This window comes from Pseudomonas sp. GL_090 (genome assembly GCF_057837765.1).
Genome location: NZ_CM174452.1, coordinates 5943879 through 5970155 on the forward strand (window position 1 = coordinate 5943879; position 26277 = coordinate 5970155).

The 26277-nt window shown below is 60.5% G+C and carries 21 protein-coding genes, 1 pseudogene and 1 riboswitch; of the genes and pseudogenes, 10 read left to right on the top strand and 12 right to left on the bottom strand.

Translation table 11 applies throughout. The annotated features are described in order from the left end of the window. Positions 1 to 86: 86 nt before the first annotated feature. Together AC3ITA_RS26895 and AC3ITA_RS26900 are read right to left on the bottom strand one after the other, a co-directional pair. Positions 87 to 470, bottom strand: coding sequence for an MAPEG family protein (locus tag AC3ITA_RS26895; protein ID WP_095944434.1), 384 nt, complete (start codon positions 468 to 470; stop codon positions 87 to 89). A gap of 31 nt (positions 471 to 501) precedes the next feature. Then, complete coding sequence (locus AC3ITA_RS26900) at positions 502 to 1335, bottom strand: EamA family transporter (protein ID WP_095944433.1); 834 nt, start codon at positions 1333 to 1335, stop codon at positions 502 to 504. A gap of 315 nt (positions 1336 to 1650) precedes the next feature. Between AC3ITA_RS26900 and AC3ITA_RS26905 the strand changes: the two genes are divergently transcribed. Continuing rightward, the gene (locus AC3ITA_RS26905; RefSeq protein WP_489278838.1) at positions 1651 to 2820 is read left to right on the top strand and encodes an MFS transporter; all 1170 of its coding nucleotides are present in this window, start codon (positions 1651 to 1653) and stop codon (positions 2818 to 2820) included. A 56-nt stretch (positions 2821 to 2876) separates the two neighbouring features. On the opposite strand, the gene AC3ITA_RS26910 is transcribed toward AC3ITA_RS26905, so the two are convergent. From AC3ITA_RS26910 to AC3ITA_RS26920, 3 genes are all read right to left on the bottom strand, one after another. Continuing rightward, on the bottom strand, positions 2877 to 7481 hold the full coding sequence (locus tag AC3ITA_RS26910; RefSeq protein WP_489278840.1) for a dermonecrotic toxin domain-containing protein: 4605 nt from the start codon (positions 7479 to 7481) through the stop codon (positions 2877 to 2879). Between the two features lie 141 nt (positions 7482 to 7622). Then, positions 7623 to 8492: a formate/nitrite transporter family protein gene (locus tag AC3ITA_RS26915; RefSeq protein ID WP_095944430.1), complete on the bottom strand. Its 870-nt coding sequence runs from the start codon at positions 8490 to 8492 to the stop codon at positions 7623 to 7625. A gap of 176 nt (positions 8493 to 8668) precedes the next feature. Further along, a complete protein-coding gene (locus tag AC3ITA_RS26920; RefSeq protein ID WP_095944429.1) occupies positions 8669 to 9073 on the bottom strand; it encodes an acyl-CoA thioesterase in 405 nt (134 codons plus the stop codon). A gap of 198 nt (positions 9074 to 9271) precedes the next feature. Next, positions 9272 to 9374: riboswitch (S-adenosyl-L-homocysteine riboswitch) on the top strand. 23 nt (positions 9375 to 9397) lie between these two features. Here AC3ITA_RS26920 and ahcY point away from each other — a divergent pair. The 5 genes and pseudogenes from ahcY to AC3ITA_RS26945 form a co-directional block, all read left to right on the top strand. Beyond that, complete coding sequence (gene ahcY, locus AC3ITA_RS26925) at positions 9398 to 10807, top strand: adenosylhomocysteinase (protein WP_095944428.1); 1410 nt, start codon at positions 9398 to 9400, stop codon at positions 10805 to 10807. Positions 10808 to 10965: 158 nt separating this feature from the next. Further along, positions 10966 to 11811 carry a methylenetetrahydrofolate reductase [NAD(P)H] gene (gene metF, locus AC3ITA_RS26930; RefSeq protein WP_150672063.1) on the top strand — a complete coding sequence of 282 codons (846 nt, stop codon included), beginning with the start codon at positions 10966 to 10968 and terminating at the stop codon, positions 11809 to 11811. Between the two features lie 193 nt (positions 11812 to 12004). Then, positions 12005 to 12820, top strand: a complete 816-nt coding sequence (locus tag AC3ITA_RS26935) for a substrate-binding periplasmic protein (protein WP_095944426.1) — start codon at positions 12005 to 12007, stop codon at positions 12818 to 12820. A gap of 222 nt (positions 12821 to 13042) precedes the next feature. Next, on the top strand, positions 13043 to 14911 hold the full coding sequence (gene rhlE2 / locus AC3ITA_RS26940) for an RNA helicase RhlE2 (RefSeq protein ID WP_095944425.1): 1869 nt from the start codon (positions 13043 to 13045) through the stop codon (positions 14909 to 14911). Positions 14912 to 15002: 91 nt separating this feature from the next. Beyond that, positions 15003 to 15095: pseudogene (locus tag AC3ITA_RS26945) on the top strand (outer membrane lipoprotein carrier protein LolA); the annotation flags it as partial. Here the strand turns inward: AC3ITA_RS26945 and AC3ITA_RS26950 are convergent. The 3 genes from AC3ITA_RS26950 to AC3ITA_RS26960 form a co-directional block, all read right to left on the bottom strand. Beyond that, positions 15090 to 15683, bottom strand: a complete 594-nt coding sequence (locus AC3ITA_RS26950; RefSeq protein ID WP_150672064.1) for a YceI family protein — start codon at positions 15681 to 15683, stop codon at positions 15090 to 15092. The pseudogene AC3ITA_RS26945 and the gene AC3ITA_RS26950 sit on opposite strands and share 6 nt — an antisense overlap. A gap of 32 nt (positions 15684 to 15715) precedes the next feature. Then, the gene (locus tag AC3ITA_RS26955; protein ID WP_095944423.1) at positions 15716 to 16267 is read right to left on the bottom strand and encodes a cytochrome b; all 552 of its coding nucleotides are present in this window, start codon (positions 16265 to 16267) and stop codon (positions 15716 to 15718) included. 265 nt (positions 16268 to 16532) lie between these two features. Then, positions 16533 to 18281, bottom strand: coding sequence for a flavin monoamine oxidase family protein (locus AC3ITA_RS26960; RefSeq protein ID WP_095944422.1), 1749 nt, complete (start codon positions 18279 to 18281; stop codon positions 16533 to 16535). Positions 18282 to 18504: 223 nt separating this feature from the next. On the opposite strand from AC3ITA_RS26960, the gene AC3ITA_RS26965 reads away from it, so the two are divergent. Both AC3ITA_RS26965 and AC3ITA_RS26970 read left to right on the top strand, forming a co-directional pair. Beyond that, positions 18505 to 19911: an adenosylmethionine--8-amino-7-oxononanoate transaminase gene (locus tag AC3ITA_RS26965; RefSeq protein ID WP_095944421.1), complete on the top strand. Its 1407-nt coding sequence runs from the start codon at positions 18505 to 18507 to the stop codon at positions 19909 to 19911. Positions 19912 to 20060: 149 nt separating this feature from the next. After that, positions 20061 to 20780 carry a 16S rRNA (uracil(1498)-N(3))-methyltransferase gene (locus AC3ITA_RS26970; protein WP_489278845.1) on the top strand — a complete coding sequence of 240 codons (720 nt, stop codon included), beginning with the start codon at positions 20061 to 20063 and terminating at the stop codon, positions 20778 to 20780. Positions 20781 to 20902: 122 nt separating this feature from the next. On the opposite strand, the gene AC3ITA_RS26975 is transcribed toward AC3ITA_RS26970, so the two are convergent. Genes AC3ITA_RS26975 through AC3ITA_RS26985 form a run of 3 tightly spaced genes read right to left on the bottom strand, consistent with a single transcriptional unit; the run spans position 20903 to position 23454 of the window. Further along, entirely contained in the window at positions 20903 to 21805 is a 903-nt protein-coding gene (locus AC3ITA_RS26975; RefSeq protein ID WP_095944419.1) for a transporter substrate-binding domain-containing protein, read from the bottom strand. A gap of 29 nt (positions 21806 to 21834) precedes the next feature. Beyond that, the gene (locus AC3ITA_RS26980; RefSeq protein ID WP_095944418.1) at positions 21835 to 22185 is read right to left on the bottom strand and encodes a RidA family protein; all 351 of its coding nucleotides are present in this window, start codon (positions 22183 to 22185) and stop codon (positions 21835 to 21837) included. A 27-nt stretch (positions 22186 to 22212) separates the two neighbouring features. Beyond that, positions 22213 to 23454, bottom strand: a complete 1242-nt coding sequence (locus AC3ITA_RS26985; RefSeq protein WP_095944417.1) for a D-amino acid dehydrogenase — start codon at positions 23452 to 23454, stop codon at positions 22213 to 22215. A gap of 109 nt (positions 23455 to 23563) precedes the next feature. On the opposite strand from AC3ITA_RS26985, the gene AC3ITA_RS26990 reads away from it, so the two are divergent. Beyond that, on the top strand, positions 23564 to 24481 hold the full coding sequence (locus AC3ITA_RS26990) for a LysR family transcriptional regulator (protein ID WP_150672068.1): 918 nt from the start codon (positions 23564 to 23566) through the stop codon (positions 24479 to 24481). On the opposite strand, the gene trhA is transcribed toward AC3ITA_RS26990, so the two are convergent. Further along, positions 24478 to 25095, bottom strand: coding sequence for a PAQR family membrane homeostasis protein TrhA (gene trhA, locus AC3ITA_RS26995; RefSeq protein ID WP_095944415.1), 618 nt, complete (start codon positions 25093 to 25095; stop codon positions 24478 to 24480). The genes AC3ITA_RS26990 and trhA overlap by 4 nt on opposite strands. A gap of 131 nt (positions 25096 to 25226) precedes the next feature. Here trhA and AC3ITA_RS27000 point away from each other — a divergent pair, with 131 nt between their 5' ends. Then, a complete protein-coding gene (locus AC3ITA_RS27000; protein WP_489278849.1) occupies positions 25227 to 26141 on the top strand; it encodes a LysR family transcriptional regulator in 915 nt (304 codons plus the stop codon). The last annotated feature ends 136 nt before the right edge of the window (positions 26142 to 26277 follow it).

Genomic DNA, 26277 nt, shown 5'->3' on the forward strand with positions numbered 1-26277 from the left:
GAGCAGGCTCGCTCCTACATTGGAGCGCACACTCCTGTGGGAGCGAGCTTGCTCGCGAGGAGGCCGGCAAAGACACTGAAAACCTTTCAGACCGACACCACAAAAAAACTCACGATCAACGCCAGCCCCACGAACCACACCAGCGACCGCAGCGTCGCCCAGTCCGCCAGGTAGCAAATGATGTAGAGCAGGCGGCTGGTAATGAACAGCACGGCCAGTACATTGATCGTCACCAGTTCGGCATTGCCGGCCAGGTGCGCCACGATCACCGCCGCGGCGAACGCCGGGATCACTTCGAAACTATTCAACTGCGCCGCATGCGCCCGTCTGCCCAAGCCTTCCAGGGAGTCGAGAAAATCCCGAGGATCATGATTGTCTTTCAGTCTGAACCCGCCACTGATCTTCGCGACCCACGTACACACGTACGGCAGGAAAATCGCGATCAAAATGCACCATAGAGCAACCGTCATAAAGCAGTCCCTTCTTCAAGTTTCACAGCAGTCAGAATTTCATCACCAGTATGCCGATCAGCACCAGCCCACAGGCTAAGAGGCGCGGTCGGCCAAAAGGTTCTTTGAGGTAACGCATGCCAAACAGCACCACCAGAATCACGCTGATCTCGCGCAATGCCGCTGCCTCTGCAATCGAGCCCAATTGCATCGCCCACAGCACCAGAGCGTAGCTGAACAACACGCAGAACCCGACGGCCAGGCCCAGTCGCCACTGCTCACGCCAGAACAACATGAACGCGGGTCGTTTGCGCACCAATGCCAATAGCGGAAACGGCCAGGCGCTGAGCAAGGTGACCCAGACCAGGTAATCCAGTGGATGGGACCAGCGCCGCAATGCCTGACCGTCGATATAGGTGTAGCAACCGATGCACAGGCCGATCAGCGCCACCACCGGCAACATCGACCACGGCAAACGCGCACCGCCGCCGCCCTGCCAAAGCAAACAGAGCATGCCGAACGGAATCAGCAGGATGCCGAAAATCTGCTGATGGGTCAGCACTTCCCCGGCAAAGATCAGCGTCAGCGCCAGCACCACCAAGGGTGACAGGCCGCGCATCAATGGGTAGACCAGCCCGAGGTCGCCGACCCGATAAGCCTGGATCAGCAAATAGCGATAGAGCAACTCGAACGCCGCCGATGCCAGGATCCACGGCCAGATCTCCAGTGGCGGCACGCTCAGGAACGGCAGCATCAGCACGACAAAGAGCAGTGCCACGCTGTCCATGCAAGCCACCACCAACAGTCGCTCGGCACTGAACTTGATCAGGGTATTCCACGCCGCATGCAACAGCGCCGCCACCAACACCAACGCCGTCGCAAGCACGGCCGACTCCTTTTTTTGACCCCGCCCTTTGTAGGAGCGAGCTTGCTCGCGAAAAACGTGAGGACACCGCAGCCAACCAGTAAATACACGTCTTCGTTCACGTCCATCGCGAGCAAGCTCGCTCCTACAGGGGTCAGGTACAGAATTGATTCGCCATATTTCAGTGGCTGCTTATACTGCAAGCGACCACGCCGCACTCAGTTGCGCACAGACTAATTCCAATAAAAACTCTGCCCGGCCCGCTCTCCTCGAGAACGGTCGTCGGCCTGCGCATGCCTGATCACAGCGTCAAGACTACCGACAGAGACCTTGCGCATGCCACTCGCTTTGCTTGCCCTCGCTGTTGCCGCCTTCGGCATCGGCACAACCGAATTCGTCATCATGGGTCTTTTGCCCGATGTCGCCCGTGATCTCAGCGTGAGCATTCCCGATGCCGGATTGCTGATCACCGGCTACGCCCTGGGCGTGGTGTTCGGTGCACCGATCCTCGCGGTCGGCACCGCCAACATGCCGCGCAAGGCCACCCTGCTGGGCATGACGCTGATGTTCATCCTCGGCAACATGCTCTGCGCGCTGGCGCCGAACTATGCCACGCTGATGGCCGCGCGCCTGATCACGGCACTGTGCCACGGCGCATTTTTCGGCATCGGCTCGGTAGTGGCTGCCGGGTTGGTAGCCCCCAACAAACGGGCTCAAGCGATTGCCATGATGTTCACCGGCCTGACCCTGGCCAATGTGCTCGGCGTGCCACTGGGCACTGCACTCGGGCAGTACGCAGGCTGGCGCTCGACCTTCTGGGCGGTGTCGGTGATCGGGGTACTGGCGGCGATTGCGCAATGGGGCTGGCTGCCGAAAAACATTGCGATGGATAAGGCCAACCTCGCCAGCGAGTTCAAGGTACTGGGCAAGGCCAATGTACTGCTGGCCTTGGGCATGAGTGTGCTGGCCTCGACCAGCCTGTTCAGTGTGTTCACTTACATTGCGCCGATCCTGCAGGACATCACCGGCGTCAGCCCCCACGGCGTCACCATCATGCTGTTGTTGTTCGGCGTGGGCTTGACCGCCGGCAGCATGCTCGGTGGTCGCCTGGCGGACAGCCGCTTGCTGCCTTCGCTGGTGGGCATGGCGCTGGCGGTGATGGTGGTGCTGGCGGCGTTCACGCAAACCAGCCATTCGGTGATCCCGGCGGCAATCACACTGGTGCTTTGGGGGACGTTTGCCTTCGCGCTGTGCCCGATCCTGCAATTGCTGATCATCGATCAGGCCCACGAAGCGCCCAACCTGGGTTCGACCCTGAACCAGAGCGCCTTCAACCTGGGCAACGCGGCCGGCGCCTGGATCGGCGGGATGGTGGTAGCCAGCGGCGCCGACCTGGCGGACCTGCCCTGGACCGGCGCGCTGGTCAGCGGACTGACCGTACTGACCGCGCTGTATTTCATCTATCGACAACGCCGTGCGACCAGCCCGGTCAACGCACCCGGCTGAACCTGGTAACCCAGGCTCAGCCCCCGCGGGTCAAGACGACTACAGGATCGGGCTTTTCAGCTCACGGGGCCCTCAGTGAAAAACAGTTGTTGTGCCGATTTCGGGTCAAGGGTGGAGCGCATCAGGCTCAGCCGTCGTTCCAGATCACGGGCCTCGCCCAAACGTTGCTCGAAGCTAAGATAGGGATCGGCGTAACGGCGCAGATAGGCCCTGGAAAAGTCCACACCACTGCGGCTGACGGTGCCGACAGGATAGCGAAAGTGGGCGAACCAGATGATTTGCGGGGTCGTCACGGCGTCGCTGGAGGGGGCCACCTTGCTGATGTAGAAGCAGCGAAACAGTGGCGCCCTGCCTTCACCCGACACGATACCGGTGCCGGGTACTTCCTTGATTGATATGACGCCTTCGGCCAACAGGTCCTCGACCCCCGCCGCCGTCGGTTCACGGGCCAGCACCATACGTGCATATGCCTCACGGGCGAGGGTTTTCAGGTCGCTGGCCTGGTCAGTCATCTGCTGGTGCCACTGCTTGTCGATCGGGGCCTCGCCTGCAAAGTGCTCGCGCAATTGCAGCATGCTTTGCGCCAATGCCTCGAGCTCCCTCCTGATGGTGCGTGGCGCCAGGCGCAGATCGGCCTCCAGGGTCGGCAACCGCTCCCTGCAGCGCTCACCGAGTTGCTTGAGCTCGGCGGCCCTGAGGTAGTGCAAGGCACTCGATACGGGCGCCCCTGGTACACGCCGCAATGTCCAGTCCACCTGGCCGGACGTCGTGGTTTTTTCAAAGGTCGCGTAGACCCGCCGGCTGTAGGGATCGGTAAAGGTCAGAGCATCGCCAATGTCGGGATTGAGTGACTTTTCGCCGATTAACGCTCCCCATTCACGGCTTTGGACCCTGAGCGTTTGCCCGGCAAACTGCTTTTTCCGTGTTTCACCGGCACGCTGCGCATACTGCTTGAGGACATCCTTCAGGACATTTGCGCGCAGTTGCTGCAGGTATTTTCGAAAGTCATTGAATGCGGCCTGGTCAAAAAAATCGCCTGACGTTCCGCTCAGCCTGCCCAGCCGGACATCGGCCCATGCGAGTGCGTCGATCACGTCATTCATCACCCGAATCCGCGTCTCCAGTTCCGGGCGTTCTGCGCCCTGCAATCGCCGATAGGTCGAGAGTTTCACCTGGCAGAGCAGTGTGATCCGCGCCAACTGTTCCAGGGGTTGCCCTACCGTGGATTGCTTGAGGCAATACAACATTTTCGGGCGTAAACCGGCTTCCTGCCAGGCGACCATCGCCCTTTGGTCCACCCAGGGCGCGACGTCCAGTTCGCTGAGTTGAGCATCGCCGGTAACGGCCGTTCTGCGCATCTGCCCAAGCAGTAGATACGCTTGACGATGGAGACCGATGACCTGCTCATGAAGCTTGCCCAACTGAAACAAGGCGAGGCGGTTTTGTGAGGTGATGGATGTACGGGCAAAATCACTCAGGCTCAGGACGCTGATATCCTGTTGCGGCCCGCCCAACTCGGTATAACGCAATTGCCGTAACGCCGACTTGAGTACGATTTGCGCCCGCAGGCAACGGATCTGCCGGCCCAGGAATGCGCTGCGCATCGTCGAAAACCCGCTCACGACTTCAAACCGACGACGCTGTTCGAGCAACTCCGACAGTTGTTTCGCCCGGCCTCCCAAGGTTTCAACCCTGGCGAGCTCACTGCTGAGCTGCCTGATACCCGTTGCAGGGTTCTGAACTTTAGCGAGCGCTTCCTGCGTATTCACCTCCACCCAGGCCTGCCCGTCGAATTCGGCATAGAGCGCATCAAATCGCGTTTTCAGTTCAACGCCCGCCTGAGCCGTCGTCGACGCCTGCTCGCTCGAGCTTCCCCCGAGCAAACGCAGTCTCAGGTCCAGCATCCATCCCCCACGACCATTGGACTTGAGCCACGGACCTGGACGCCCATCGCTCTCTGCCGACGCAATCCGAACCCCTTCGGAGAACCTCGACACCTTGAACCAGTCATCCTCGACATGGACATACAACTGACCAAGGGCTTCATGCAACCCTGTGTTCAGGCCGCTGGTAATCGACTCGGCTCGTTGGGGTTCAGATACCGTAAAGGCGTTCAGGCTGGCCTCCTGAGAGGCCGTCAATCGACTGGAGGGCGTTATCCAGCCATAGTCGACCCGCGCGGTCGGCATGCACAAGGCGCGCGCGACGGACGTTTGCGGCGTCAGTACCTGGGGGTTGTCTGATGCGACGACGGGAACAACCGCTTCGCCCGGCACTACGTCTGCATCAATGATCCGGGCGCCCTGCGACGCTTCCTGAGTCTCGCTGGACGATGCTTCATCCAGAGCGCTTTCGATGTTGGTGCGCGAGTAATGCGCCATCACCAACGCCATGTTCATCAGGAAACCGGCCATGGCCACCTCCTTGCCTTCTGCCTTATTGCCGCGGACCACATTGATTTGCTGTTGAACATCCCAGGCCACCAACAACCAGCCCACCGCAGCTAGCGGCCCCGTGACAAACGGCATGACACTGTTCAGCCCCAGGTACAAACCCTCCTTGCGGCGCGCCCAGCGGTTTTCGCTGTTGGACACCGACTGCCGGTCCGCTTGCTCCATAAGCGCCTGGACCTGACTTTTATAAAGGTGATCACCGTAATCGCCTTCGACCTCCTCGCGTCCAAGCTGGGCCGGCTTGCTGGTCATGGCGTCGATCAACATCGTCAGGCCATCGATACTGTTGAAGTGAGGGTCCTGGAACCCGCCAGCCTGATAAGTCGCGCGACCGGTCTCGCTCATCCAGGCCAGAACCTGTTGCTGCAATTGGCCTGGTCGCTTGATGGCCTCGAACAATGCCTGATGACTGGCAAACGCCTGCAACTTCGTTGCGCTCATAGGGCAGTAGAGGATTTGCGGCCCCTGCTCGAAATCCCTGGGACCAATCACAAACATGTTGGTCACAGTGTCCGGTTCGCTCAGTGCACCCGCCTTGAAGGTCAACGGGCGCAACACGATAGCCTTCTGTGCCACGTTGCGATCCTCGGCCCGCTTGCTCATGACCGCTACCACCATCCGGTAAGCGGTGCGCGTAAAACCGGCCTGACCGCGAGCAAACAGTTCCAGGGCGAGCATGGGTAGCTCAATGCGCAATTGCTGGAGAAAGCGACGACGCCTCCAGCTCACTTCAATCTCGTCATCTTTGAGCGAGGAAGCAATAAGGGCGGGATAGTTCTGGCCGATGTCGACTTCGCTGATCCACTGCTTGATGGTCTCAGGCGTCATCCATGAGGGCACCGCACTGCCGTCCCTGCGCTTGAGGGTGATGGAGCTGCCCGGCAGCCCCCCCAGGTTTTCCAGGGCGACATTGAGCAAAGTGGTGATGATTCTCACCGGAAAACCGCCTGCCGCGGAAACACCCCTGACGGTATGAATAGTGACCACCACGTCATCGGGTTTCAGCGTCTCGGGCTGTGGATACTTGTCCATGAGCTTTTGCCGGGTGTAATCGAGAATCGATGGCAGGCCGTCGCTGAAGAACTTCCAGTCCGCCTGCTTGAACAGCGTGCCCAGCGCTTCGAAGTACTCGCTGAACAAGCCACGGACATCACGATTGGCCTGTTTCAGCCAAAGCGGCATGGCCGCGTACAGTCGTTGCAGGTCGCTATGTGGCTTGAGATCAAGGCTGTCAAAGTCACCGGTCGCCAACTCGTGAGCCCGGTCCAGCAAGGCTGCGCTCCAATAGGGCGAGCCACGGCCATGGGCGACCGCGTACTCCAGGTCGGCCAGTTGCTTGACCAGAAAGGTCAAGGCGAAACCGTCGAAAATGTTTGTATCGGGTTCAAACAGGCGCCATTGCATCAAGCTCTCGGGCGCCAGTCCGGTCATACGGTTGAATAACGCCGCTCCCAGCGCGGCCAGGGAAGCAAATACCTCGATACCCGCGGCCAGGGTAAACAGGACGACGTCGGTGGTGGCGCCCTGACTTGATACCAGCACCATGCCCCTGAGCAGCTCAAACTGCTTGCCGCCCTGCTCGCCCCAGTGATCGATCAGATAAGCACGGGTCGTTCCTGTGCGCAGGTTGTTATCCGGCGTTTGCAGGACGTCCGCTATCATCTGTTGCTGCTTGGCATCGAGCGTTGGTGTCTGGCGGGCCACGTCCCTGAGTGCATCCTTGAGCAGTGCAGCCAGAAGTTCGAAGCGAGTTTGCGCGGTTTCCGACAGTTCGCTCCAGTCCTCCAGCAACGCCTGCTGGCAAAGCTGGAGCAAACGGGCACCACAGTCATTGACGGCGGTCTGGGCATCGAAGTTCTTCAGGGCACCCGGCACCACAGGTTGCGCGTCGGGCTGATCCGTAATGACCTGGCCTTCACTGTAATCAACCAGCTTGTCATCGACGAAGCGGTTGATCAGTTCATCCGTCATGGAGGAGCGGCTGAACCGCGTTTTGCGGACCGCTTGATCGACATACTCGTATTGCGGTGACATCAATACCGGGGTGCTGTCGGTAATCACCAATTGCGGATAATTGCAGCGCAGAGTCTTCTGCAGATCTCGAGCGGCAACCACCTGCAATGAGGAGCGGGCGGCAAACAGCGTTTGAATCTTTCGAGCGACCGCCAACAGGGCAGTCAAATGTGGAGGGAGTGACGGTGTGGCCATTAATCGATTCCTTGATCGAGAAGCGGGCCCTGTACGCAGAGTGAAGAAAGTTCGCCAGTCAGCCCGTGCACCAGCGTGGCTCGCGCAGCAACTGCAAAGGTGGTAGCCGGTTACCACCCGTGCCGTACGAACATAGGCTCTTCATGGCGAATCAGTGCTTCGCTTCTTGTCCGAAGGGGCTGCTCCGCTTTCGCTGCGAATCTGCGCATGGCTGATCAGTGCGAAAATAAAACTGCCACCGATGATGTTCCCCGCCAGCGTCGGCCCGGCGAACACCAGCCAGAAATCACTCCACGGCAACTCGCCGGCAAACACCAGATACGACACCTCCAGCGAACCGACCACGATGTGGGTGAAATCCCCCAGCGCCATGAAGTAGGTGATGAGGATGATGATCCACATCTTGGCGCTCTCCATGGACGGGATCATCCAGACCATGGTGGCGATCATCCATCCGGAGATGATGCCCTTGGCGAACATCTGGCTGGCGTGGTTTTCCATGACCTTGCGGCCGATGTCGAGAAAGGCCACGTCAGTCTTGCTGTCGAAAATCGGCAGTTCCAGCATCACGTACGCCACCAGCAAGGTGCCGCAGAGGTTGCCGACCAATACCACCGTCCACAGCCGTAGCAACCGACCGAAGTTGGCCAGCGTCGGCCTGGTCATCACCGGCAGCACGGCGGTCAGGGTGTTTTCGGTGAACAGTTGCTGACGGGCGAGGATCACCGCGAGAAAACCGGCGCAATAACCGAAACTCGCGATCACCTTGAATCCTTCGCCATCCGGCAGGCGTGAATTGAGCAACCCCATGCCCATCAGCGACAGGCCCATGGTCAACCCCGCCGCCAGCGCCGACCACCATAACGCGGCAATGCTGCGGTCCAGCTCCTGATCGCCCTGTGTACGGATGATCTCGTGCAGCACCGCGGCGCGGGGCGGCTGGCTCTTTTCGACCTCGTGCTCTTCTTGCGCCGAAAGGTTCGGGGTCTTGCCGTCTTGTGCCGAGTTCATGGGATACGCAACCGGTGGCGGGCTATTTAGCTACGACACGCGGGGCTCACGGCTGTTCAGTACCCCAGACAAATCTTCGATGAATACAGAACCGCTTTCGCGAGCAGGCTCGCTCCCACAGGTAAAGCGCCGCCCATGTGGGAGCGAGCCTGCTCGCGATGGGGACACCACCGATCTCACTGACCGGCGTCATCATTCTTGAACTGGTCCTTGACGTACTTGATCTCGGTCCGGCCGTGAGGCGCCGGCAAGCCGTCTTCACCGAGGTTCACGAACACCATTTTTTCAACGGTGAGGATGCTCTTGCGGGTGATCTTGTTGCGCACTTCACACGTCAGGGTGATCGAGGTGCGGCCGAACTCGGTCGCCGTGATGCCCAGTTCGATGATGTCGCCCTGGCGCGAGGCGCTGACGAAGTTGATTTCGGAAATGTACTTGGTGACCACACGCTGGTTGCCCAACTGAACGATGGCGTAGATCGCCGCCTCTTCGTCGATCCAGCGCAGCAGGCTACCGCCGAACAGCGTGCCGTTGGGGTTGAGGTCTTCGGGTTTTACCCATTTGCGGGTGTGGAAATTCATGTTCACTCCTGAGCGTCTTGCCGAATGATGCTGACCATCATGGCAGAGCCCGCCCCAGAGCTCTATTGAGCATCATCTATGGTCTCGATTACCGTTCGGACATTGAACGACAGAAACGCTTTGGAAGATCAGCAGAGCCCGCTATAATCGCCACCGTTTCAAAACGGTCATCTTCAATTGCTACCGTTTTCCCGCCACCTGTCCGAGGGGCGCTGCAGCAGGTTTGACCTGTCAGGCTCGGATGGGGCGTTGCCTGGCCTTCACTGGCCGGACACTAAACGCACAACGGCGCCCATTCGCATACATTACGAATGGAGGCTCTTCATGAGCGCTGTTATCACGCCTGCAGATTTTACCGACTACAAAGTCGCCGACATGTCCCTGGCTGCCTGGGGCCGTCGCGAAACCATCATCGCCGAGTCCGAAATGCCGGCTCTGATGGGTCTGCGTCGCAAGTACTCCGAAGAGCAACCGCTCAAGGGCGCAAAAATCCTCGGCTGCATCCACATGACCATTCAGACTGCCGTGCTGATCGAAACCCTGGTTGCCCTGGGTGCCGAAGTGCGCTGGTCGTCCTGCAACATTTTCTCGACTCAGGACCAGGCTGCCGCTTCCATCGCCGCTGCCGGCATCCCGGTCTTCGCCTGGAAAGGCGAGACCGAGCAAGAGTACGAGTGGTGCCTGGAGCAGACCATCCTCAAGGATGGCCAGCCATGGGACGCCAACATGATCCTCGACGATGGCGGCGATCTGACCGAACTGCTGCACAAGAAATACCCAGCCGTTCTGGAACGCGTCCACGGCGTGACCGAAGAAACCACCACCGGCGTTCACCGCCTGCTGGACATGCTGGCCAAGGGCGAGCTGAAAATCCCGGCCATCAACGTCAACGACTCGGTGACCAAGAGCAAGAACGACAACAAGTACGGCTGCCGTCACAGCCTGAACGATGCGATCAAGCGCGGCACCGACCACCTGCTGTCCGGCAAGCAAGCGCTGGTCATCGGCTACGGCGACGTGGGCAAGGGTTCGGCCCAGTCCCTGCGTCAGGAAGGCATGATCGTTAAAGTGTCCGAAGTCGACCCGATCTGCGCCATGCAAGCCTGCATGGACGGTTTCGAACTGGTTTCGCCGTTCATCGATGGTATCAACACCGGTACCGAAGCGAGCATCGACAAAGCGCTGCTGGGCAAGATCGACCTGATCGTGACCACCACCGGCAACGTCAATGTTTGCGACGCGAACATGCTCAAGGCCCTGAAGAAGCGCGCTGTTGTCTGCAACATCGGTCACTTCGACAACGAAATCGACACCGCTTTCATGCGCAAGAACTGGGCATGGGAAGAAGTGAAGCCGCAGGTTCACAAGATCCACCGTACCGGCGCTGGCGATTTCGACCCACAGAATGACGACTACCTGATCCTGCTGGCCGAAGGCCGTCTGGTTAACCTGGGTAACGCCACCGGCCACCCGAGCCGCATCATGGACGGTTCGTTCGCCAACCAGGTTCTGGCGCAGATCTTCCTGTTCGGCCAGAAGTACGCCGACCTGTCGCCAGCCCAGAAAGCCGAGCGCCTGACTGTTGAAGTACTGCCGAAGAAACTCGACGAAGAAGTGGCCCTGGAAATGGTCCGCGGCTTCGGCGGCGTCGTGACTCAACTGACCAAGACCCAGGCCGACTACATCGGCGTGACCGTCGAAGGTCCGTTCAAGCCGCACGCTTACCGCTACTGATCGGCTGACGCCTCTCCTGTAGGAGCGAGCATGCTCGCGAGAAACGTCACGGCAACGCGTTTAACCAGAATGTACGCGTTATCGTTGACGTCCATCGCGAGCAGGCTCGCTCCTACAGGTGGTCGGCGCTTGCCTCACGCGTTTCCAAGGATATGACCATGTCCCAAGATCGTCGCTACAGCTTCGAGTTCTTCCCTACGAAGACCGATGCTGGGCAAGAAAAGCTGCTCGCCACTGCTCGCCAGCTGGCCGCCTACAACCCCGATTTCTTCTCCTGCACCTACGGCGCCGGCGGTTCGACCCGTGATCGCACGCTGAACACCGTGTTGCAGCTCGAAAGCGAAGTCAAAATCCCTGCCGCTCCGCACCTGTCTTGCGTGGGCGATAGCAAAGCTGACCTGCGCGGCCTGCTGGCCCAGTACAAAGCCGCCGGCATCACGCGTATCGTCGCCCTGCGCGGTGACCTGCCTTCAGGCATGGGCATGGCCAGTGGTGAAATGCGCCACGCCAATGACCTGGTTGAATTCATTCGCGAAGAAACCGGTGATCATTTCCACATCGAAGTCGCTGCTTACCCGGAAATGCATCCGCAAGCGCGCAATTTCGAAGACGATGTGGCCAACTTCGTGCGTAAGGCCAACGCTGGCGCCGACAGTGCGATCACCCAGTACTTCTTCAACGCCGACTGCTACTTCTACTTCGTCGAACGCGTGCGGGCGCTGGGCGTGAACATCCCGATCGTGCCGGGCATCATGCCGATCACCAACTACAGCAAGCTGGCGCGTTTCTCCGATGCCTGCGGTGCGGAAATCCCGCGCTGGATCCGCAAGCAACTGGAAGCCTACGGCGACGACACCCAAAGCATTCAGCGCTTTGGCGAACAGGTCATCACCGAGATGTGCGAACAACTGCTGCAGGGTGGCGCTCCAGGGCTGCACTTCTACACACTGAACCAGGCTGAAGCGAGCCTGGCGGTGTGGAATAACCTGAAGTTGCCGCGTTAAAAGTCGTTAAAGCACGATCAAAAGATCGCAGCCTGCGACAGCTCCTGCCACGGAATGTGTATTCCCTGCAGGAACTGTCGCAGGCTGCGATCTTTTGCTTTCAACGCACCATTAATGTGCGGCAATCCACGGAGTTAGAGCATCTGCGGTCAGTTTCTGGCTCTTTCCGGTTTCTCGTCGTAATCTCAAGCCCATGCCTTTGATCACGCAGTTAGTCGCCGTGCTTGTCTTCACTTGCCTGAGCTTCACCGCCCGGGGCGAGAAGCTGCGCATTGTCACGGAGCCGTGGGCGCCTTATGTGTACGAAGACAACGGCAAATCCCTGGGCCTGGACTACGAAACCACCGCCATTGTCTTCAAGCGCCTGGGCATCGAAGTGGAGTGGCAATTCCTGCCATGGAAACGCTGCCTGTCGATGCTTGAATCAGGCCAGGCCGACGGCGCGCTGGACATCTTTCACAGCGACGAACGCGAGGCGACCCTGCTCTACCCCAGCGAACCACTGTCTGAAGTCCAGTTCGTGATGTTCTACGCCAATGAACGGCCCCATCCGTTTCGCACCCTCGATGACCTGCAAGGCCTGACCATCGGCACCTCGCCGGGTTACCTGTACAGCAAGGATTTCAGCGATTCGACGCTGTTCACCCGCGAGCCGGCCCCCACCCATGAAGCCAACTTCGGAAAACTGGTACGCGGGCGGATTGACCTGCTGATCACCGACCGCCGGGTCGGCCAGCATTTGCTCGACGAGCTGGGAATCCGCGACAAGATCACCGAAAACCCCACGATCATCAGCCAGCAAAGCCAGTTTCTCGCGGTGCGACGCAATGCGGGCATGGACCTGCTGGTGCAGCGTTTCGGCGCCGAACTCAAGCGTTTCAAACGCGAGCCCGCCTACGCTGAACTGAGTGCCCGCTACGGCGCGGAACCGGCAGCCAGCGTGAAAACCGAAAAGGCCACGGCTGCCGCGGAAAAAACCGTTGAGCAGCAGGAAAGCGGCGCGCAGTGATTGCTCTGTTATACTCCGGCCTTCCCGCCAGGCTCACGCCCGGACGCTCGGAATCGTTATAGGCATCTCAACCCCGCTACTGCGCAGCTTTCAGCCCGCGCGAGCGCTTGTAGACGAGCCTTCGAGACCCAGCAGGACCGGACGGGATTGCGTCCTCTTAAACGCGATTCGCGCCAGGCAAGACTCCCATTGGGCCAAGCCCTAACTAGAACAGGATTACTCATGTCCTTTGCTTCCCTCGGTCTCTCCGAGGCTTTAGTCCGCGCCATCGAGGCAGCGGGCTATACCGAGCCTACTCCGGTGCAACAGCGGGCCATTCCCGCCGTGTTGCAAGGTCGCGACCTGATGGTCGCGGCGCAGACAGGTACTGGTAAAACCGGCGGTTTCGCCCTTCCGATCCTGGAGCGGTTGTTCCCCAACGGTCACCCGGACAAATCCCAGCGTCACGGCCCGCGCCAACCGCGCGTACTGGTCCTGACCCCGACTCGCGAACTCGCCGCGCAAGTGCATGAAAGCTTCAAGGTCTATGCCCGTGACCTGAAGTTCGTTAGCGCCTGCATCTTCGGCGGTGTCGGCATGAACCCGCAGGTTCAGGCCATGTCCCGTGGCGTAGATGTGCTGGTGGCCTGCCCTGGCCGCCTGCTCGACCTGGCCGGCCAAGGCAGTGTCGATCTGTCCCACGTGGAAATCCTCGTACTGGACGAAGCCGACCGCATGCTCGACATGGGCTTCGTCCATGACGTGAAGAAGGTCCTGGCCCGTCTGCCGGCCAAACGCCAGAACCTGCTGTTCTCGGCGACCTTCTCCAAGGACATCACCGACCTTGCCGGCAAGCTGCTGCACAACCCGGAACGCATCGAAGTCACGCCGCCGAACACCACGGTCGAGCGTATCGAACAGCGCGTATTCCGCCTGCCCGCCAGCCACAAGCGTGCCTTGCTGGCGCACCTGATCACAGCCGGCGCCTGGGAACAGGTACTGGTGTTCACCCGCACCAAGCACGGCGCCAATCGCCTGGCCGAGTACCTGGACAAGCACGGTCTGAGCGCCGTCGCGATCCACGGCAACAAGAGCCAGAACGCCCGCACCAAAGCCTTGGCCGACTTCAAGGCCGGTACCGTGCGCATCCTGGTGGCCACCGACATCGCCGCTCGCGGGCTGGACATCGACCAGTTGCCACACGTGGTCAACTTCGAGCTGCCGAACGTCGATGAAGACTACGTGCACCGCATCGGTCGTACCGGCCGTGCCGGTCGTTCGGGCGAGGCGATTTCGCTGGTAGCCCCGGACGAAGAAAAACTGCTGAAAAGCATCGAACGCATGACCAAGCAGAAAATCGCCGACGGCGACCTGATGGGCTTCGATGCCAGCACCATCGAGGCGGAAAAGCCTGAAGTGCGCGAGCGTCCGGACATGCGCAACCCGCGCAGTCCACGTGGCCCGCGCGGCGACGGTCCGAACGGCAGCGGTGGCGGCGGTGGTCGCAAGGACAAAGGCAAGGACAAGGGTAAGGAAAAACCGGCCGGCGAGCGTGGTGAGCGCCCTGCCCGTCAGCAAAAGCCACGTGAAGGCACTCCGGCTCGCGAACAGCGTCCGTCGCAACCTCCTCGTGCCGCCGCTGACCGTGCCCCGGACGAGTTCCTGGACGACGATATCGATAACTTCGGTAACCGCGTCGACTACGTGCCGCAGCAGAAACCGGCGCAAGGCCGTGGTCGCCGTCCGGGTGCTCCGGCACAAGGCACTGCGGCAGGTTCGGGCGCTCCACGCTCCGGCAAGCCACAAGGTCGCCAGAACGGTCCGCGCAACAGCGATGGCGCCAGCACCGGCACCCCACCGGCCAAACGTAGCGGTCCTCGCAGTGGCGCACCGCGCGACGGCCAGGCCCGCCGCGAAGATTCGCGCAATCGCCGGCCGGCCCGTGACGACCAGCCGCGTTCGGAACCTGCCGTGCAGAACCCGCGCGGTCCCGCACCGAAGATCATGCACAAGGAGTCGAAGGCTGACCGCTTCCCGACGCCTGAGCAACTGGATCAACTGCCAAGCCGTCCTCGTGGTGAAAAACCAGCACTGCTGACCCGCAATCGCTGAGTTATCGCTGAAATAAAAAATGCCCCTGATCGCGAGATCGGGGGCATTTTTTTATGGCTGATGAAATCCTGTAGGAGCGAGCCTGCTCGCGATGGTCGTCAACGATAACGCTGGAAGCCTGATGCTCCGCAGCGCTCTCAGGTTTTTCGCGAGCAGGCTCGCTCCTACAGTCTCAGCATTACTTCGCTTTAACACCTTCAAACGTGACGTATAGATCAACCGCGTCGGACTGTGGACCCAGGTCCATCATCTTGCCGAAGTCGGAACGCTTGATGCTGGTGGTGCCCTCGAAGCCTGCACGGTAGCCGCCCCATGGATCCTTGCCTTCACCCAGGAAAGTGGCCTTGACCACGACTGGCTTGGTTACGCCAGCAATCGTCAGGTCGCCACTCACGTCAGCAGTGTCTTTGCCAGCGGCGTTTTTGCCAGTGGATTTAACGCTGGTGGACTTGAAAGTAGCCTTGGGGAAATCAGCCACTTTCAGGAAGTCTTTGCTGGAAATGTGCTTGTCACGTTCAGCGTTGTTGGTGAAGACGCTGGCGGTGTTCACGTTGAACTCGATCTTGCTGTCTTCTGGCTTGGCAGCGTCGAAGCTGAACTTGCCGTCGAGGTCCTTGAAAGTACCGGTGATGTAGCTGTAGCCCAGGTGGCTGATCTTGAAGTTGACGAAGGCGTGCTGGCCTTCCTTGTCGACGGTGTAGTCAGCCGCCATCACATTGGCAGACAGAACAGCAGAACCGATTGCCAGAGCGGCGAGAGTCTTTTTCAACATGCTTTGTTTTCCTTGGGAGTCGAGGTTGAACTTCAGGCTTTGCGACCCAGCATTCGCTTGAGGGTCACATCATGGTCGATAAAGTGGTGCTTCAATGCTGCCAACGCATGGAGGCCGGAAAAAATTACCAGCACCCACGCCAGATAGAGGTGAATCGCACCGGCGTTATCTGCCTGGTCCGGCAGTCCGGAAACCAGGGCAGGCACTTCAAACCAGTCAAACACCGGAATCCCGGCACCTTCTGCGGTGGAAATCAGGTAACCGGCAATCATCACCGCGAACAGACAGAGATACAGAAAGGCATGGCCGAGCATGGCGCCCAGTCGCGTCATGCGGCTGTAGCTGGCCAGGGTTGGCGGCGGCGGGCTGATGAAGCGCCACAACACACGCAATACCATGACCCCCAGCAGGATCAAGCCAATGCTCTTGTGCAGATCCGGCCCGGCCTTGCGCCAAGGGTCGTAATAACCGAGGTCGACCATCCACAGCCCGAGGGCGAACAAACCGAACACGGCCACTGCCACGCCCCAGTGCATGAAGATGCTGACCCAGCCGTAGCGGGAGGTAGAGTTACGTAGCTGCATTGCCTAGATCCCTGTAAGTGCTGGCCCAAGACTATCGAGTTATCTATCGAATTAAAGCGGAAAATTTTGCTTTGAAATATCGAGAAATACGATCAAGAGTCTGAAACAGGCGAGTTAAGAAAAGATTAAAGGCCAATGTGTGTACAAAAATGTAGCCCAATTCAACAACACTTCTTACCAAAGGTTTATTCGTTTGTGTGCCCGGATTTCTCCGGGCATAAAAAAACGCGGCATTTACGCCGCGTTTTTTTGATCCCGGGGCTTACTACGCCTTGGTATCCGTTGCCGGGGTTGCAGCAGATTTGGCAGCCGGCTTCTTCGCCGGTTCGGCTTTTTTGGCCGGTGTCTTGGCCGGGGCTTTTTTCGCCTCGGTCCTGGCAGCCGGTTTCGCCGGAGCCTTCTTGGCCGGCTCGGCTTTTGCCGGGGTTGCTGGCTTCGGTGCTTCGACCGGAGCCGGTGCAACAGCCGGGGCGGGGGCCGGCACAGGAGCAGGTGCTACCGGCTCAGGTGCCTTGACTGGCTCTGGCTTCTTCTCGTCATCCGAGCCGCCGAACAGGTTGCTGAAGAAATTGCCTTTCTTCGCCACCACCGCGCCAGCGCCCGCCGCGGCGGCAGCCGGACCCACTTTCGCCGGTTCGAACGACTTGCCCGCCGCCAGGTCTTCAACCTGGCCGGCTGCACGTTGACCGGTACGCAGCGCGCCTTCCAGGGTGCCTGGGTACAGAGTGTCGGTGTGTTCCCCAGCGAAGGCTACGCGCTGAACAGGGCGTTCCCACAGGCGCCAGAACTTGCTGATCTGGCCCGGACCGAAGGCCAGGTAGGCGCCGCCAGTCGATGGGTCGGTGCTGTAGCGACGGATTTCATAACCAGTGAACGAGCCACGCGCCTGTGGATAGAACGCATGCAGGCGAATCAACACCTGATCGACCATCTGCTTGTCGCCGAATGCCTGCATCACCCGCGCGTTGTCGCCGGACAGGTTGATCACCACGTTGGCGCCACCCTTCAGGGCAGGCTCGATCCACAACATGCCCAGGCCGGTGTTGCTGTAGATCTCGCCAGACATGCGCGCCTTGGATTCCCATACCGGCGTCTTGAACTTCAGCATGATCTGGTCGCGCCAGCCGTAGTTGGTGCCCTTGATCGCCGCCAGGTGCTGGGCGTCCAGCGCCGGGGTCATCTGGATCTTGTTCAGAGCGCGCAGTGGCACGGCCAATACAACGTAGTCAGCCTTATAAGCGACACTGTCGACTTTGACGGTCACGCCGTCCTTGTCCTGAATGATCGACGAGACCGGGGAGCTGGTCTTGATGGTTTTCAGCTGTTTGACCAGGGCCTGGGCCAGTACCGGGCTGCCACCGACCAGGCGCGAAGCACGCAGGTCGCGATCGGAGACGCCACGGTAAACGCGGCTCTGCTGCGCGAAATACAGCAGCGACAAGCGCGAAGGTTCGTCGTAGCGGGTGCGGATCTGCTGGTTGATCAACTGGCGGGCAGTGGCCGGCAGGTTCTGCTTGTCGAGCCAGTTCGATACGTTCATCTGGTCCAGTGCGTGCAGCGTATTGTTGGCGGCTGGATTCTGCGGGTCGTCGATCGAGCGCGCCAGGTCGTCCACGGTCTTGTCGAAGCGTTTGAGCGCCTCGGCGGTGGCTGGCTGCTTGGTCGCCAGGTCGGCGGCGGAGAAATACTCGCCATCGATCAGGTAGCCTGGGGTCCGCACGAATTCAGGGGCCGGCGTGGTGCTCAGCTTGAAGGTCGATACGTACTTGTTCAGCACCGGCTGGGCCTTGTCGTTGCCGATCCACTCGCTGGTGGCCATGCCGGAACGGCCGCCCAGGCTCGACTTGGCTTCCAGCAGGGTGACCTGCCAGCCCTTGTTCTGCAGCTCATACGCGGCAGTCAGGCCCGACAGGCCACCGCCGATCACGATCGCGGTTTTATCCTTGGCCAGCGCAGACACGCTGAACAGCCCCAACATCACCAGCGCACAGGCGCGCAGCCAACCGACAGACATTCAGCGAACTCCGGAATCACACGAGGAAAACAACAGTTTTTGCGAGCCAGACGGCTCAAGAGCCGCGAAGGATACGTCAGCCTTCAGACACCTGCCAGCAACGTCTATCGGCCTGTACAAAGTAGCTCATTCGACACAATGGGTTGTCCCCGTGGCACGCATTGCATAGGCTTGCGCGATTGTTTGTCCGCGCAGTTCACGGACCGCCTCCAGGAGAGTGAAAATGGGCCTGAATAATCAGTGGATGCAACGCGATCTCGCCGTGTTGTGGCATCCCTGCACCCAGATGAAAGATCACGAACAACTGCCGCTGATCCCGATCAAGCGCGGGGAAGGCGTGTGGCTGGAAGACTTCGAAGGCAAGCGCTACCTCGATGCGGTCAGCTCCTGGTGGGTCAACGTGTTCGGCCATGCCAACCCGCGGATCAACCAGCGCATCAAGGACCAGGTCGACCAGCTCGAACATGTGATCCTTGCCGGCTTCAGTCATCAACCGGTGATCGAGTTATCCGAGCGCCTGGTGAAGATGACACCGGAAGGCCTGACCCGGTGCTTCTACGCCGATAACGGCTCGTCCTGCATCGAAGTCGCGCTGAAAATGAGCTTTCACTACTGGCTCAATCGCGGCACGCCTGCCAAGAAGCGCTTCGTCACCCTGACCAACAGCTACCACGGCGAAACCATGGCGGCGATGTCGGTGGGCGACGTGCCGCTGTTCACCGAGACCTACAAAGCGCTGTTGATGGACACCATCAAGGTGCCGAGCCCGGACTGCTACCTGCGCCCCGAGGGCATGAGCTGGGAAGAACATTCGCGCAACATGTTCGCCGCCATGGAGCAGACCCTGGCCGAAAACCACGACACGGTCGCGGCAGTGATCGTCGAGCCGCTGATCCAGGGCGCCGGCGGCATGCGCATGTACCACCCGGTATACCTCAAGCTGCTGCGAGAGGCCTGTGACCGCTATGGTGTGCACCTGATCCACGACGAAATCGCCGTCGGCTTCGGCCGCACCGGGACGATGTTCGCCTGCGAACAGGCCGGCATCCGCCCTGATTTCCTGTGCCTGTCCAAGGCCCTGACCGGTGGCTATCTGCCACTGGCGGCGTGCATGACCACAGACGAAGTCTATAGCGCGTTCTACGACGACTACCCGACCCTGCGCGCCTTCCTGCACTCCCACAGCTACACCGGCAACCCGCTGGCGTGCGCGGCGGCCCTGGCGACCCTGGATATTTTCGAAGAAGACAACGTCATCGAGAACAACAGGGCCTTGGCCCAGCGCATGGCTTCGTCCACGGCGCATCTGGTCGATCACCCGAATGTTTCCGAAGTGCGGCAGACCGGCATGGTGCTGGCCATCGAGATGGTCAAGGACAAGGCCACCAAGGAAGCTTACCCATGGCAGGAACGTCGTGGCCTGAAGGTGTTTCAGCACGCACTGGAGCGCGGTGCTTTACTGCGTCCATTGGGTAGCGTGGTGTATTTCCTGCCGCCGTATGTGATTACCCCGGAGCAGATCGACTTCCTCGCCGAAGTGGCCAGCGAAGGGATCGACATTGCGACCCGTGACAGTGTCAGCGTGGCAGTGCCGAAGGACTTCCATCCAGGCTTCCGTGATCCGGGCTGATGATGCGGTCAATGTGGGAGCGAGCTTGCTCGCGATAGCGGTCTTTCAGCCACCATCAATGGTGAATGTCAGATCGTCATCGCGAGCAAGCTCGCTCCCACAGAAGTCCCCACCGATCCATGACCAACACCCTTTTTCAGAGACCCAGCATGAGACTGTCCCGCTTCTTCATCGACGCCCCCCTGAGCATCGGCGAGCACGAGTTGCCCGAAGCCCAGGCCCATTACATCAGCCGCGTACTGCGCATGGTCGAGGGCGATGCGTTGCAGTTGTTCGACGGCTCGGGCCAGGAGTTTCGCGCCACACTGGTCGAGGTCGGCAAAAAGCGCGTCGTGGTGCAGATCGATGAAAGCTTCGCCGGGCAGGTCGAGTCGCCGCTGCAAATCCACCTCGGCCAGGGCCTGTCCCGGGGCGAACGCATGGACTGGGCGATCCAGAAAGCCACGGAGCTGGGCGTCACTGAAATCACCCCGATCTTCACCGAGCGCTGCGAAGTCCGGCTCAAGGACGAGCGCGCCGATAAACGCCTGCTGCACTGGCGCCAAGTGGCGATCAGCGCTTGCGAACAGTGCGGCCGCTCGCAAGTGCCGGTGATTCATCCGCCGCTGTTACTGGCTGACTGGCTGAAGCAAACACAAGCCGAGTTGAAGCTGGTGCTGCATCCGGTGGCTGAACCGCTGGTGAGCCATGCCAAACCTTCAAGTCTGGCATTCCTGATCGGTCCGGAGGGTGGTTTGTCCGATGCCGAAGTCGATCAGGCCAAGGCCAGCGGCTTCCACGCCGCCCGCCTCGGTCCACGGGTGCTGCGCACCGAAACCGCGCCGGTTGTTGCACTGGCCGTGGCCCAGCAGCTTTGGGGTGATTTCTAGGGCCTCATCGCGAGCAGGCTCGCTCCCACAGTAGATCTCCAGTGATCACAAAATTTGTGAGCACCACAGGTCCAATGTGGGAGCGAGCCTGCTCGCGAATGGCCACGACACGGTCTGGATGACTACTGCACCGGATCACTCACCGGTTTGGCAATGATCGCCTTGAGTTCGCTGGTCATCGGGAACTCAAGGTTCAAACCCTTCGGCGGGATCGGCTGCTCGAACCAGCGTTTGTAGATGCCATTGATCTCGCCCGAGCTGTACAGATCCGCCAACGCGCTGTTGACCAGCGCCAGGAACTGCGGATCGTCCTTGCGCACCATGCAGCTGTAGATCTCCCGCGATTGCTCCTCCCCGACCACCACCCACTTGTGCGGGTCATTGGCCTTGGCGCGCTCGCCGTAGAGCAGCGCGTCGTCCATGTAGAACGCCACCGCCCGGCCCGATTGCAGCATCTGGAAGGCTTCGCCGTGGTCCTTGGCGCTGATCACGAACATGTCGATCTTGTGATCGACGTTGTAGCTTTTCAGGAAGCGCTCGTTGGTGGTGCCGGCGGTGGTCACCACGTTCTTGCCGCGCAGGTCGGCAAAGCTCTTGATCCCGCTGTCCTTCGCGGTCAGCAACTGGCCTTTGACGTAGATGAAGCCATAGGAGAACGCCACCTGCTTCTGCCGTTCGGCGGTCACGCCGGTGGAGCCGCACTCCAGGTCCACGGTGCCGTTCTGCACCAGTGGAATGCGGGTCTGCGAGGTCACCAGGTTGTAGTTCACCTTCAAGTCTGGCAGCGCCAGTTGCTGCCGGATGCGCTCGACGATCTTGCCCGCCAGATCCACCGAGTAACCCATCGGCTTGCCGCTGTGATCACCCACGTAGGAGAACGGCACCGAAGCATCGCGATAACCCAGGGTGATGCTGTTGGCGCTGGCGATCTTGCTCAGGGTGCCGGTCAGCGGCGCCTCATTGGCCTGAACCTGGCTGCCGAGCAACAGGCCAAGCGTACAAGCGAGCAACGTGATTTTTTGCATTGTTATTCTCCGTTGTGGGTGTTGGTTTATCAGACGCGTGCAGCGATGACGGTGATTTCCACCAGCACTTGCGGGCGGGCCAGTTCGGCCTGCACGGTGGTGCGGCTCGGCGCCTGCCCGGGCGACAACCAGGCCGACCAGACCTCGTTCATCGCGTCGAAATCCTCGGTGATGTTTTTCAGATAAATGGTCGCACTGAGCAGATGATCCTTGTCGCTGCCCGCCTCGGCCAGCAAGGTATCGATTTTCGCCAGCACTTCGCGGGTCTGGCCGTCGGCATCCCGGGCATCGCCGGGCACCTGCCCGGAGAGAAACACCAGGTCGCCAAAGGTCACGGCGCCGGACAGGCGCGGGTTGCTATGCAGTCGGGTAATGGTCATTGCAGTGTCCTCTTCTGAAAACGGTGTTCAGGCGGCCCGGTGGTTGAAACCACGCAGGTCGATGGAAGGCCGGCGCTCGCCGATCAGCTCGCTGAGCAGGCGCCCGCTGCCGCATGCCAGGGTGAAACCCAGCGCGCCGTGGCCGAGGTTGAGCCACAGGTTGCGATACGCCGTCGCGCCCAGTAATGGCACGCCGCTGGGGGTGGCCGGGCGCATGCCGGCCCACTCGACGGCTTCGTCATAGGCGCCGGCATTTGGAAAGGTGTCATGGGCCTGACGCTTGATCAGCGCCAGGCGTTTGGGGTCCAGCGCAGGGTCGAAGCCGACAATGTCGACCATCGCCGCCACGCGCAATTGCTTGCCGATGCGCGCGTAGACGATCTTGCGATCGTAGTCGGTGATGCTCACGTCCGGCGCGCGGTGACCAGCGCCGATTGGTACGGTCAGGCTGTAGCCTTTGAGCGGATAAAGCGGCAGTTGCAGCCCGGGCAGCGCCAACAGCGGACTGCGGTGACCGGCAGCGATCACCAGCTGATCGACTGGCAGCACTTGCTCGCCCAGTTCGATGGCATTGACGCTGCCGTTGCCGTGGCGAATGCCGGTCACCGCTTGCCCGAGACGAAATTCGCAACGGCCAGACGCCTTCAGTCGTGCGGCCAATTGCTGGCAGAAACCGTGGCAATCGCCGACCTCTTCGTCCGGGGTGTAGATCGCCCCGACAAAGGGCGCATCGATCAGCGCCGGTTCCAGTTGCGCGCATTCGGCCGGCGACAACACCTGCTGTTGCTGCGGGTCGGCCAAGCCCTGGCGTGCATGCTCGAAGCTGCTGTTCTGGCGGAAAGTCACCAGTTTGCCATTGCGCCGCCACTGGAATCCCGCCAGTCCATCGTCCTCGCGCCAGGACCTCAAGGTGTCCTGGCTCAACAGCGCCAGGCGCAACAAGTGCGCGGCGTTCTCGCGGTTGACCGAGCGGCGGCAGGCGCCGAGGAACGACGCCATCCAGCGCCACTGGGCCGGGTCGAAGCGCGGGCGCAGCTTCAACGGTGAGTCGCCGCGCAGCATCCAGCCGATGGCTTGCAAAGGCACACCGGCGTCGGCCAGGGGCGCGACATAGCGATAGGACAACTGGCCGCCGTTGGCGAAGCTGGTTTCGCTGCCCAGCGAGTCCCGAGCCTCGACCACCGTCACCTCGAAGCCGTCGCGCACCAGCGCATAGGCCGTTGCCAGGCCAATCACGCCGCCACCGATGATGCACACACGCTGAGCCATGTCCGTCCCTAAAACCGTTGTGAAGACGAGGCCAAGGTTAGAACCAGGTGACAGACCTTGAACAATGCATAAAGATGGCAAACCCATAAACAAAGGTTATGGACTTGCCATGCGCCTTCGCCATATCGAGATTTTCCAGGCCATCCGCCAGACCGGTTCGATCAGCGCTGCCGCGCAATTGCTCCACGTCTCGCAGCCGGCGGTGAGCAAGGTGTTGCAGCACGCCGAGCAACAATTGGGTTTTCCGCTGTTCCTGCGGGTACGCGGCAAGTTGCAGGCGACGCCGGAAGCGCTGGAACTGGAGCGCGAAGTAGACAAGGTCAGCGAAAGCCTGCAAGGCGTGCGACGCCTGGCGCAGAGCCTGCGCCGCGAACCTGGCCACAGCCTGCGCATCGGTGCCACCCCGGCGCTGGCCCTGTCATTGCTGCCGCCGGCCATTCACGAATGGACCGGGCGTTACCCGGACATCGTTTGCGAACTCTCCAGCGCCCACAGTCGCGAACTGGTGCAGAACCTGTTGATGCGCGAAGTGGACGTCGCCCTGACCCTGCAATGCCCGGATCACCCGGGGCTCAAGGCCCAGGCGCTGGCGTCCGGCGTGCTGGTGGCGCTGGCGCCGAGGGGTTACTGGCCTCAGGAAGAGGTGGGTAAACCGTTGCCGCTGATGGCGCTGGCGGATGCGCCGCTGATCGGTTTATCCAGCGCCGATCCACTGGCCGCGCGGCTCGACAGTTACCTGGAAGCGGTCGAACCGCCACCCCGGGTACGCATCGCCGTGCAAACCTACTCACTGGCACGGGCGATGGTGGAATCCGGCGCCGGCCTGGCGGTGATCGATCCGTTCACCGCCCTTGGCGCCTCTCCCGCCACCACAACGATCCGCCCTCTGGCACCGCCGCTACCCATCACCCTGTACGCAGTGACCCGCGCCGCCGAACCACCGCCCCACACCTTGAACGACCTGTTGCAGGTGTTCAGCCGTCGAGCCCGGGAGCAGTTGGATCGCCTGGTCCCGGTACAGCCTTAAAGCACATAAAAGAATATCGCCACAAAGTGCAGCAAGCTCCCGGCGATCACGAACAGATGCCAGATCCCGTGGGCATGGCGCAGGCGATGATCGAGGGCAAAAAAGATAATCCCCACGGTGTACAACACCCCGCCCGATGCCAGCCAGGCAAACCCGGCGCCGCCCAGCGCCGCGAGCAACGGCTTGACCGCCACCAGCACAATCCAGCCCATCACCGCATAAATCACGATCGACAGAATCCGCGCTTCCGAACGCGGCTTGATCTCCTGCAGGATGCCGATCAGCGCCAGCCCCCAGACAATCCCGAACAACGTCCAGCCCCACGGCCCGCGCAGGGTCACCAGGCAGAACGGCGTGTAGCTGCCGGCGATCAACAGATAGATCGAAAAGTGATCGACCTTCTGCATGATCGCTTTCTTGCGCCCACGCACGCTGTGGTAAACGGTCGATGCGCTGTAAAGCACCAGCAAGGTAAAGGCGTAGATCGCCATGCTGACGATCTTCCACGGACTGCCGTCAAGACTGGCCAGCACAATCAGCCACACCCCGCCGATAAACGCCGCCACTGCCCCGACCAGATGCGTCCAGGCATTCAGTTTTTCCCCGTGATACATGCGTTGCTCACCTCGAATTTCATTGCCGCAGAGCGCAAGGCTCGGGCTTGAAGCGTAAAAGCGCAATGTTTCTGTACGACGGGCCCGGTGTAATTGGGCACAATCGAGTCATTCCAAAAAGAGTCCGCCCCATGCTGATCGATGAAGAGTTGACCCTGAAAAAACTCGAGGTGTTCCTGGCTTTCATGCGCACCGGCAACCTGGCGCGGGCCGCTGCCGAGTTGCAGACCAGCAACGTCAGCGTGCATCGGGCGATCCATTCCCTGGAAAGCGCCCTGCGCTGCCCGTTGTTCAAGCACGAAGGCCGCAGCCTGACGCCACTGGAAAGCGCTTATGTGCTGGAAGAGCGGGCGCAGAAGCTGATTCAGGATGTCGTCGAAAGCGTGCGCCTGACCCGTGAAGCCGCCGGGTTCTCCGCCGAGCGCTTCAAGCTGGGTTCACTCTATTCGCTGACAGTGAAGACCGTGCCACAGCTGATCATGGGTTTGAAGATCCGCCGCAGCGAACTCAACATCGACCTGATTCTGGGCTCCAATATCGACCTGCTCTACAAGCTCAAGAACATGGAAGTCGATGCGGCCCTGGTGTCGCTGGACGACAGCGTCGATGACCCGGATTTTGAGCAGATCCCGCTGTTTTCCGACGACATCTTCCTCGCCACACCCGCCGACTCGAAGTTTGCCCAGCGAACCGAAGTCGACCTGGCCGAGGTCCGCGACGAAACCTTCATCACCCTGACCCAGGGCTTCGCCACCCATCAGGACGGCAAACGGGTATTCGAGCAGGCAGGGTTCGAACCGAAGGTGGCGATGCAGGTCAACGACATCTTCACTTTGCTGAGCATGGTCAGTTCGGGTGTGGGTTATGCGTTGCTGCCGGGGCGGATTGCGGCGGTGTACGAGAACCGGGTGAAGCTGATCCCGTTGCAGGAAAAGTACCGCTTGCAGCAGCACATTGGCGTGGTGTTCCTGAAGGCCAAAGAGCGTGATCCGAATCTGCTGGCGTTGCTGGCGGAGTGTCGGATGTATGCCAATCGGCAGGTTTGAAACCGTGTCGCCGCCAATCGCCAGCAGGCTGGCTCCCACAGATGTTGTGTTGAACACAATATCTGTTCCAACAGATCACCCTGTGGGAGCTAGCCTGCTAGCGATGGCGTCAGTTCAGACAATTCAGAGTTTGAAA

What these genes read in the sequence shown, in the direction of transcription:
- AC3ITA_RS26895 (WP_095944434.1), bottom strand. Translation starts at nt 470, where the DNA reads ATGACGGTTGCTCTATGGTGCATTTTGATCGCGATTTTCCTGCCGTAC.
- AC3ITA_RS26905 (WP_489278838.1), top strand. Translation starts at nt 1,651, where the DNA reads ATGCCACTCGCTTTGCTTGCCCTCGCTGTTGCCGCCTTCGGCATCGGC.
- AC3ITA_RS26910 (WP_489278840.1), bottom strand. Translation starts at nt 7,481, where the DNA reads ATGGCCACACCGTCACTCCCTCCACATTTGACTGCCCTGTTGGCGGTC.
- AC3ITA_RS26915 (WP_095944430.1), bottom strand. Translation starts at nt 8,492, where the DNA reads ATGAACTCGGCACAAGACGGCAAGACCCCGAACCTTTCGGCGCAAGAA.
- AC3ITA_RS26920 (WP_095944429.1), bottom strand. Translation starts at nt 9,073, where the DNA reads ATGAATTTCCACACCCGCAAATGGGTAAAACCCGAAGACCTCAACCCC.
- ahcY (WP_095944428.1), top strand. Translation starts at nt 9,398, where the DNA reads ATGAGCGCTGTTATCACGCCTGCAGATTTTACCGACTACAAAGTCGCC.
- metF (WP_150672063.1), top strand. Translation starts at nt 10,966, where the DNA reads ATGTCCCAAGATCGTCGCTACAGCTTCGAGTTCTTCCCTACGAAGACC.
- AC3ITA_RS26935 (WP_095944426.1), top strand. Translation starts at nt 12,005, where the DNA reads ATGCCTTTGATCACGCAGTTAGTCGCCGTGCTTGTCTTCACTTGCCTG.
- rhlE2 (WP_095944425.1), top strand. Translation starts at nt 13,043, where the DNA reads ATGTCCTTTGCTTCCCTCGGTCTCTCCGAGGCTTTAGTCCGCGCCATC.
- AC3ITA_RS26950 (WP_150672064.1), bottom strand. Translation starts at nt 15,683, where the DNA reads ATGTTGAAAAAGACTCTCGCCGCTCTGGCAATCGGTTCTGCTGTTCTG.
- AC3ITA_RS26955 (WP_095944423.1), bottom strand. Translation starts at nt 16,267, where the DNA reads ATGCAGCTACGTAACTCTACCTCCCGCTACGGCTGGGTCAGCATCTTC.
- AC3ITA_RS26960 (WP_095944422.1), bottom strand. Translation starts at nt 18,281, where the DNA reads ATGTCTGTCGGTTGGCTGCGCGCCTGTGCGCTGGTGATGTTGGGGCTG.
- AC3ITA_RS26965 (WP_095944421.1), top strand. Translation starts at nt 18,505, where the DNA reads ATGGGCCTGAATAATCAGTGGATGCAACGCGATCTCGCCGTGTTGTGG.
- AC3ITA_RS26970 (WP_489278845.1), top strand. Translation starts at nt 20,061, where the DNA reads ATGAGACTGTCCCGCTTCTTCATCGACGCCCCCCTGAGCATCGGCGAG.
- AC3ITA_RS26975 (WP_095944419.1), bottom strand. Translation starts at nt 21,805, where the DNA reads ATGCAAAAAATCACGTTGCTCGCTTGTACGCTTGGCCTGTTGCTCGGC.
- AC3ITA_RS26980 (WP_095944418.1), bottom strand. Translation starts at nt 22,185, where the DNA reads ATGACCATTACCCGACTGCATAGCAACCCGCGCCTGTCCGGCGCCGTG.
- AC3ITA_RS26985 (WP_095944417.1), bottom strand. Translation starts at nt 23,454, where the DNA reads ATGGCTCAGCGTGTGTGCATCATCGGTGGCGGCGTGATTGGCCTGGCA.
- AC3ITA_RS26990 (WP_150672068.1), top strand. Translation starts at nt 23,564, where the DNA reads ATGCGCCTTCGCCATATCGAGATTTTCCAGGCCATCCGCCAGACCGGT.
- trhA (WP_095944415.1), bottom strand. Translation starts at nt 25,095, where the DNA reads ATGTATCACGGGGAAAAACTGAATGCCTGGACGCATCTGGTCGGGGCA.
- AC3ITA_RS27000 (WP_489278849.1), top strand. Translation starts at nt 25,227, where the DNA reads ATGCTGATCGATGAAGAGTTGACCCTGAAAAAACTCGAGGTGTTCCTG.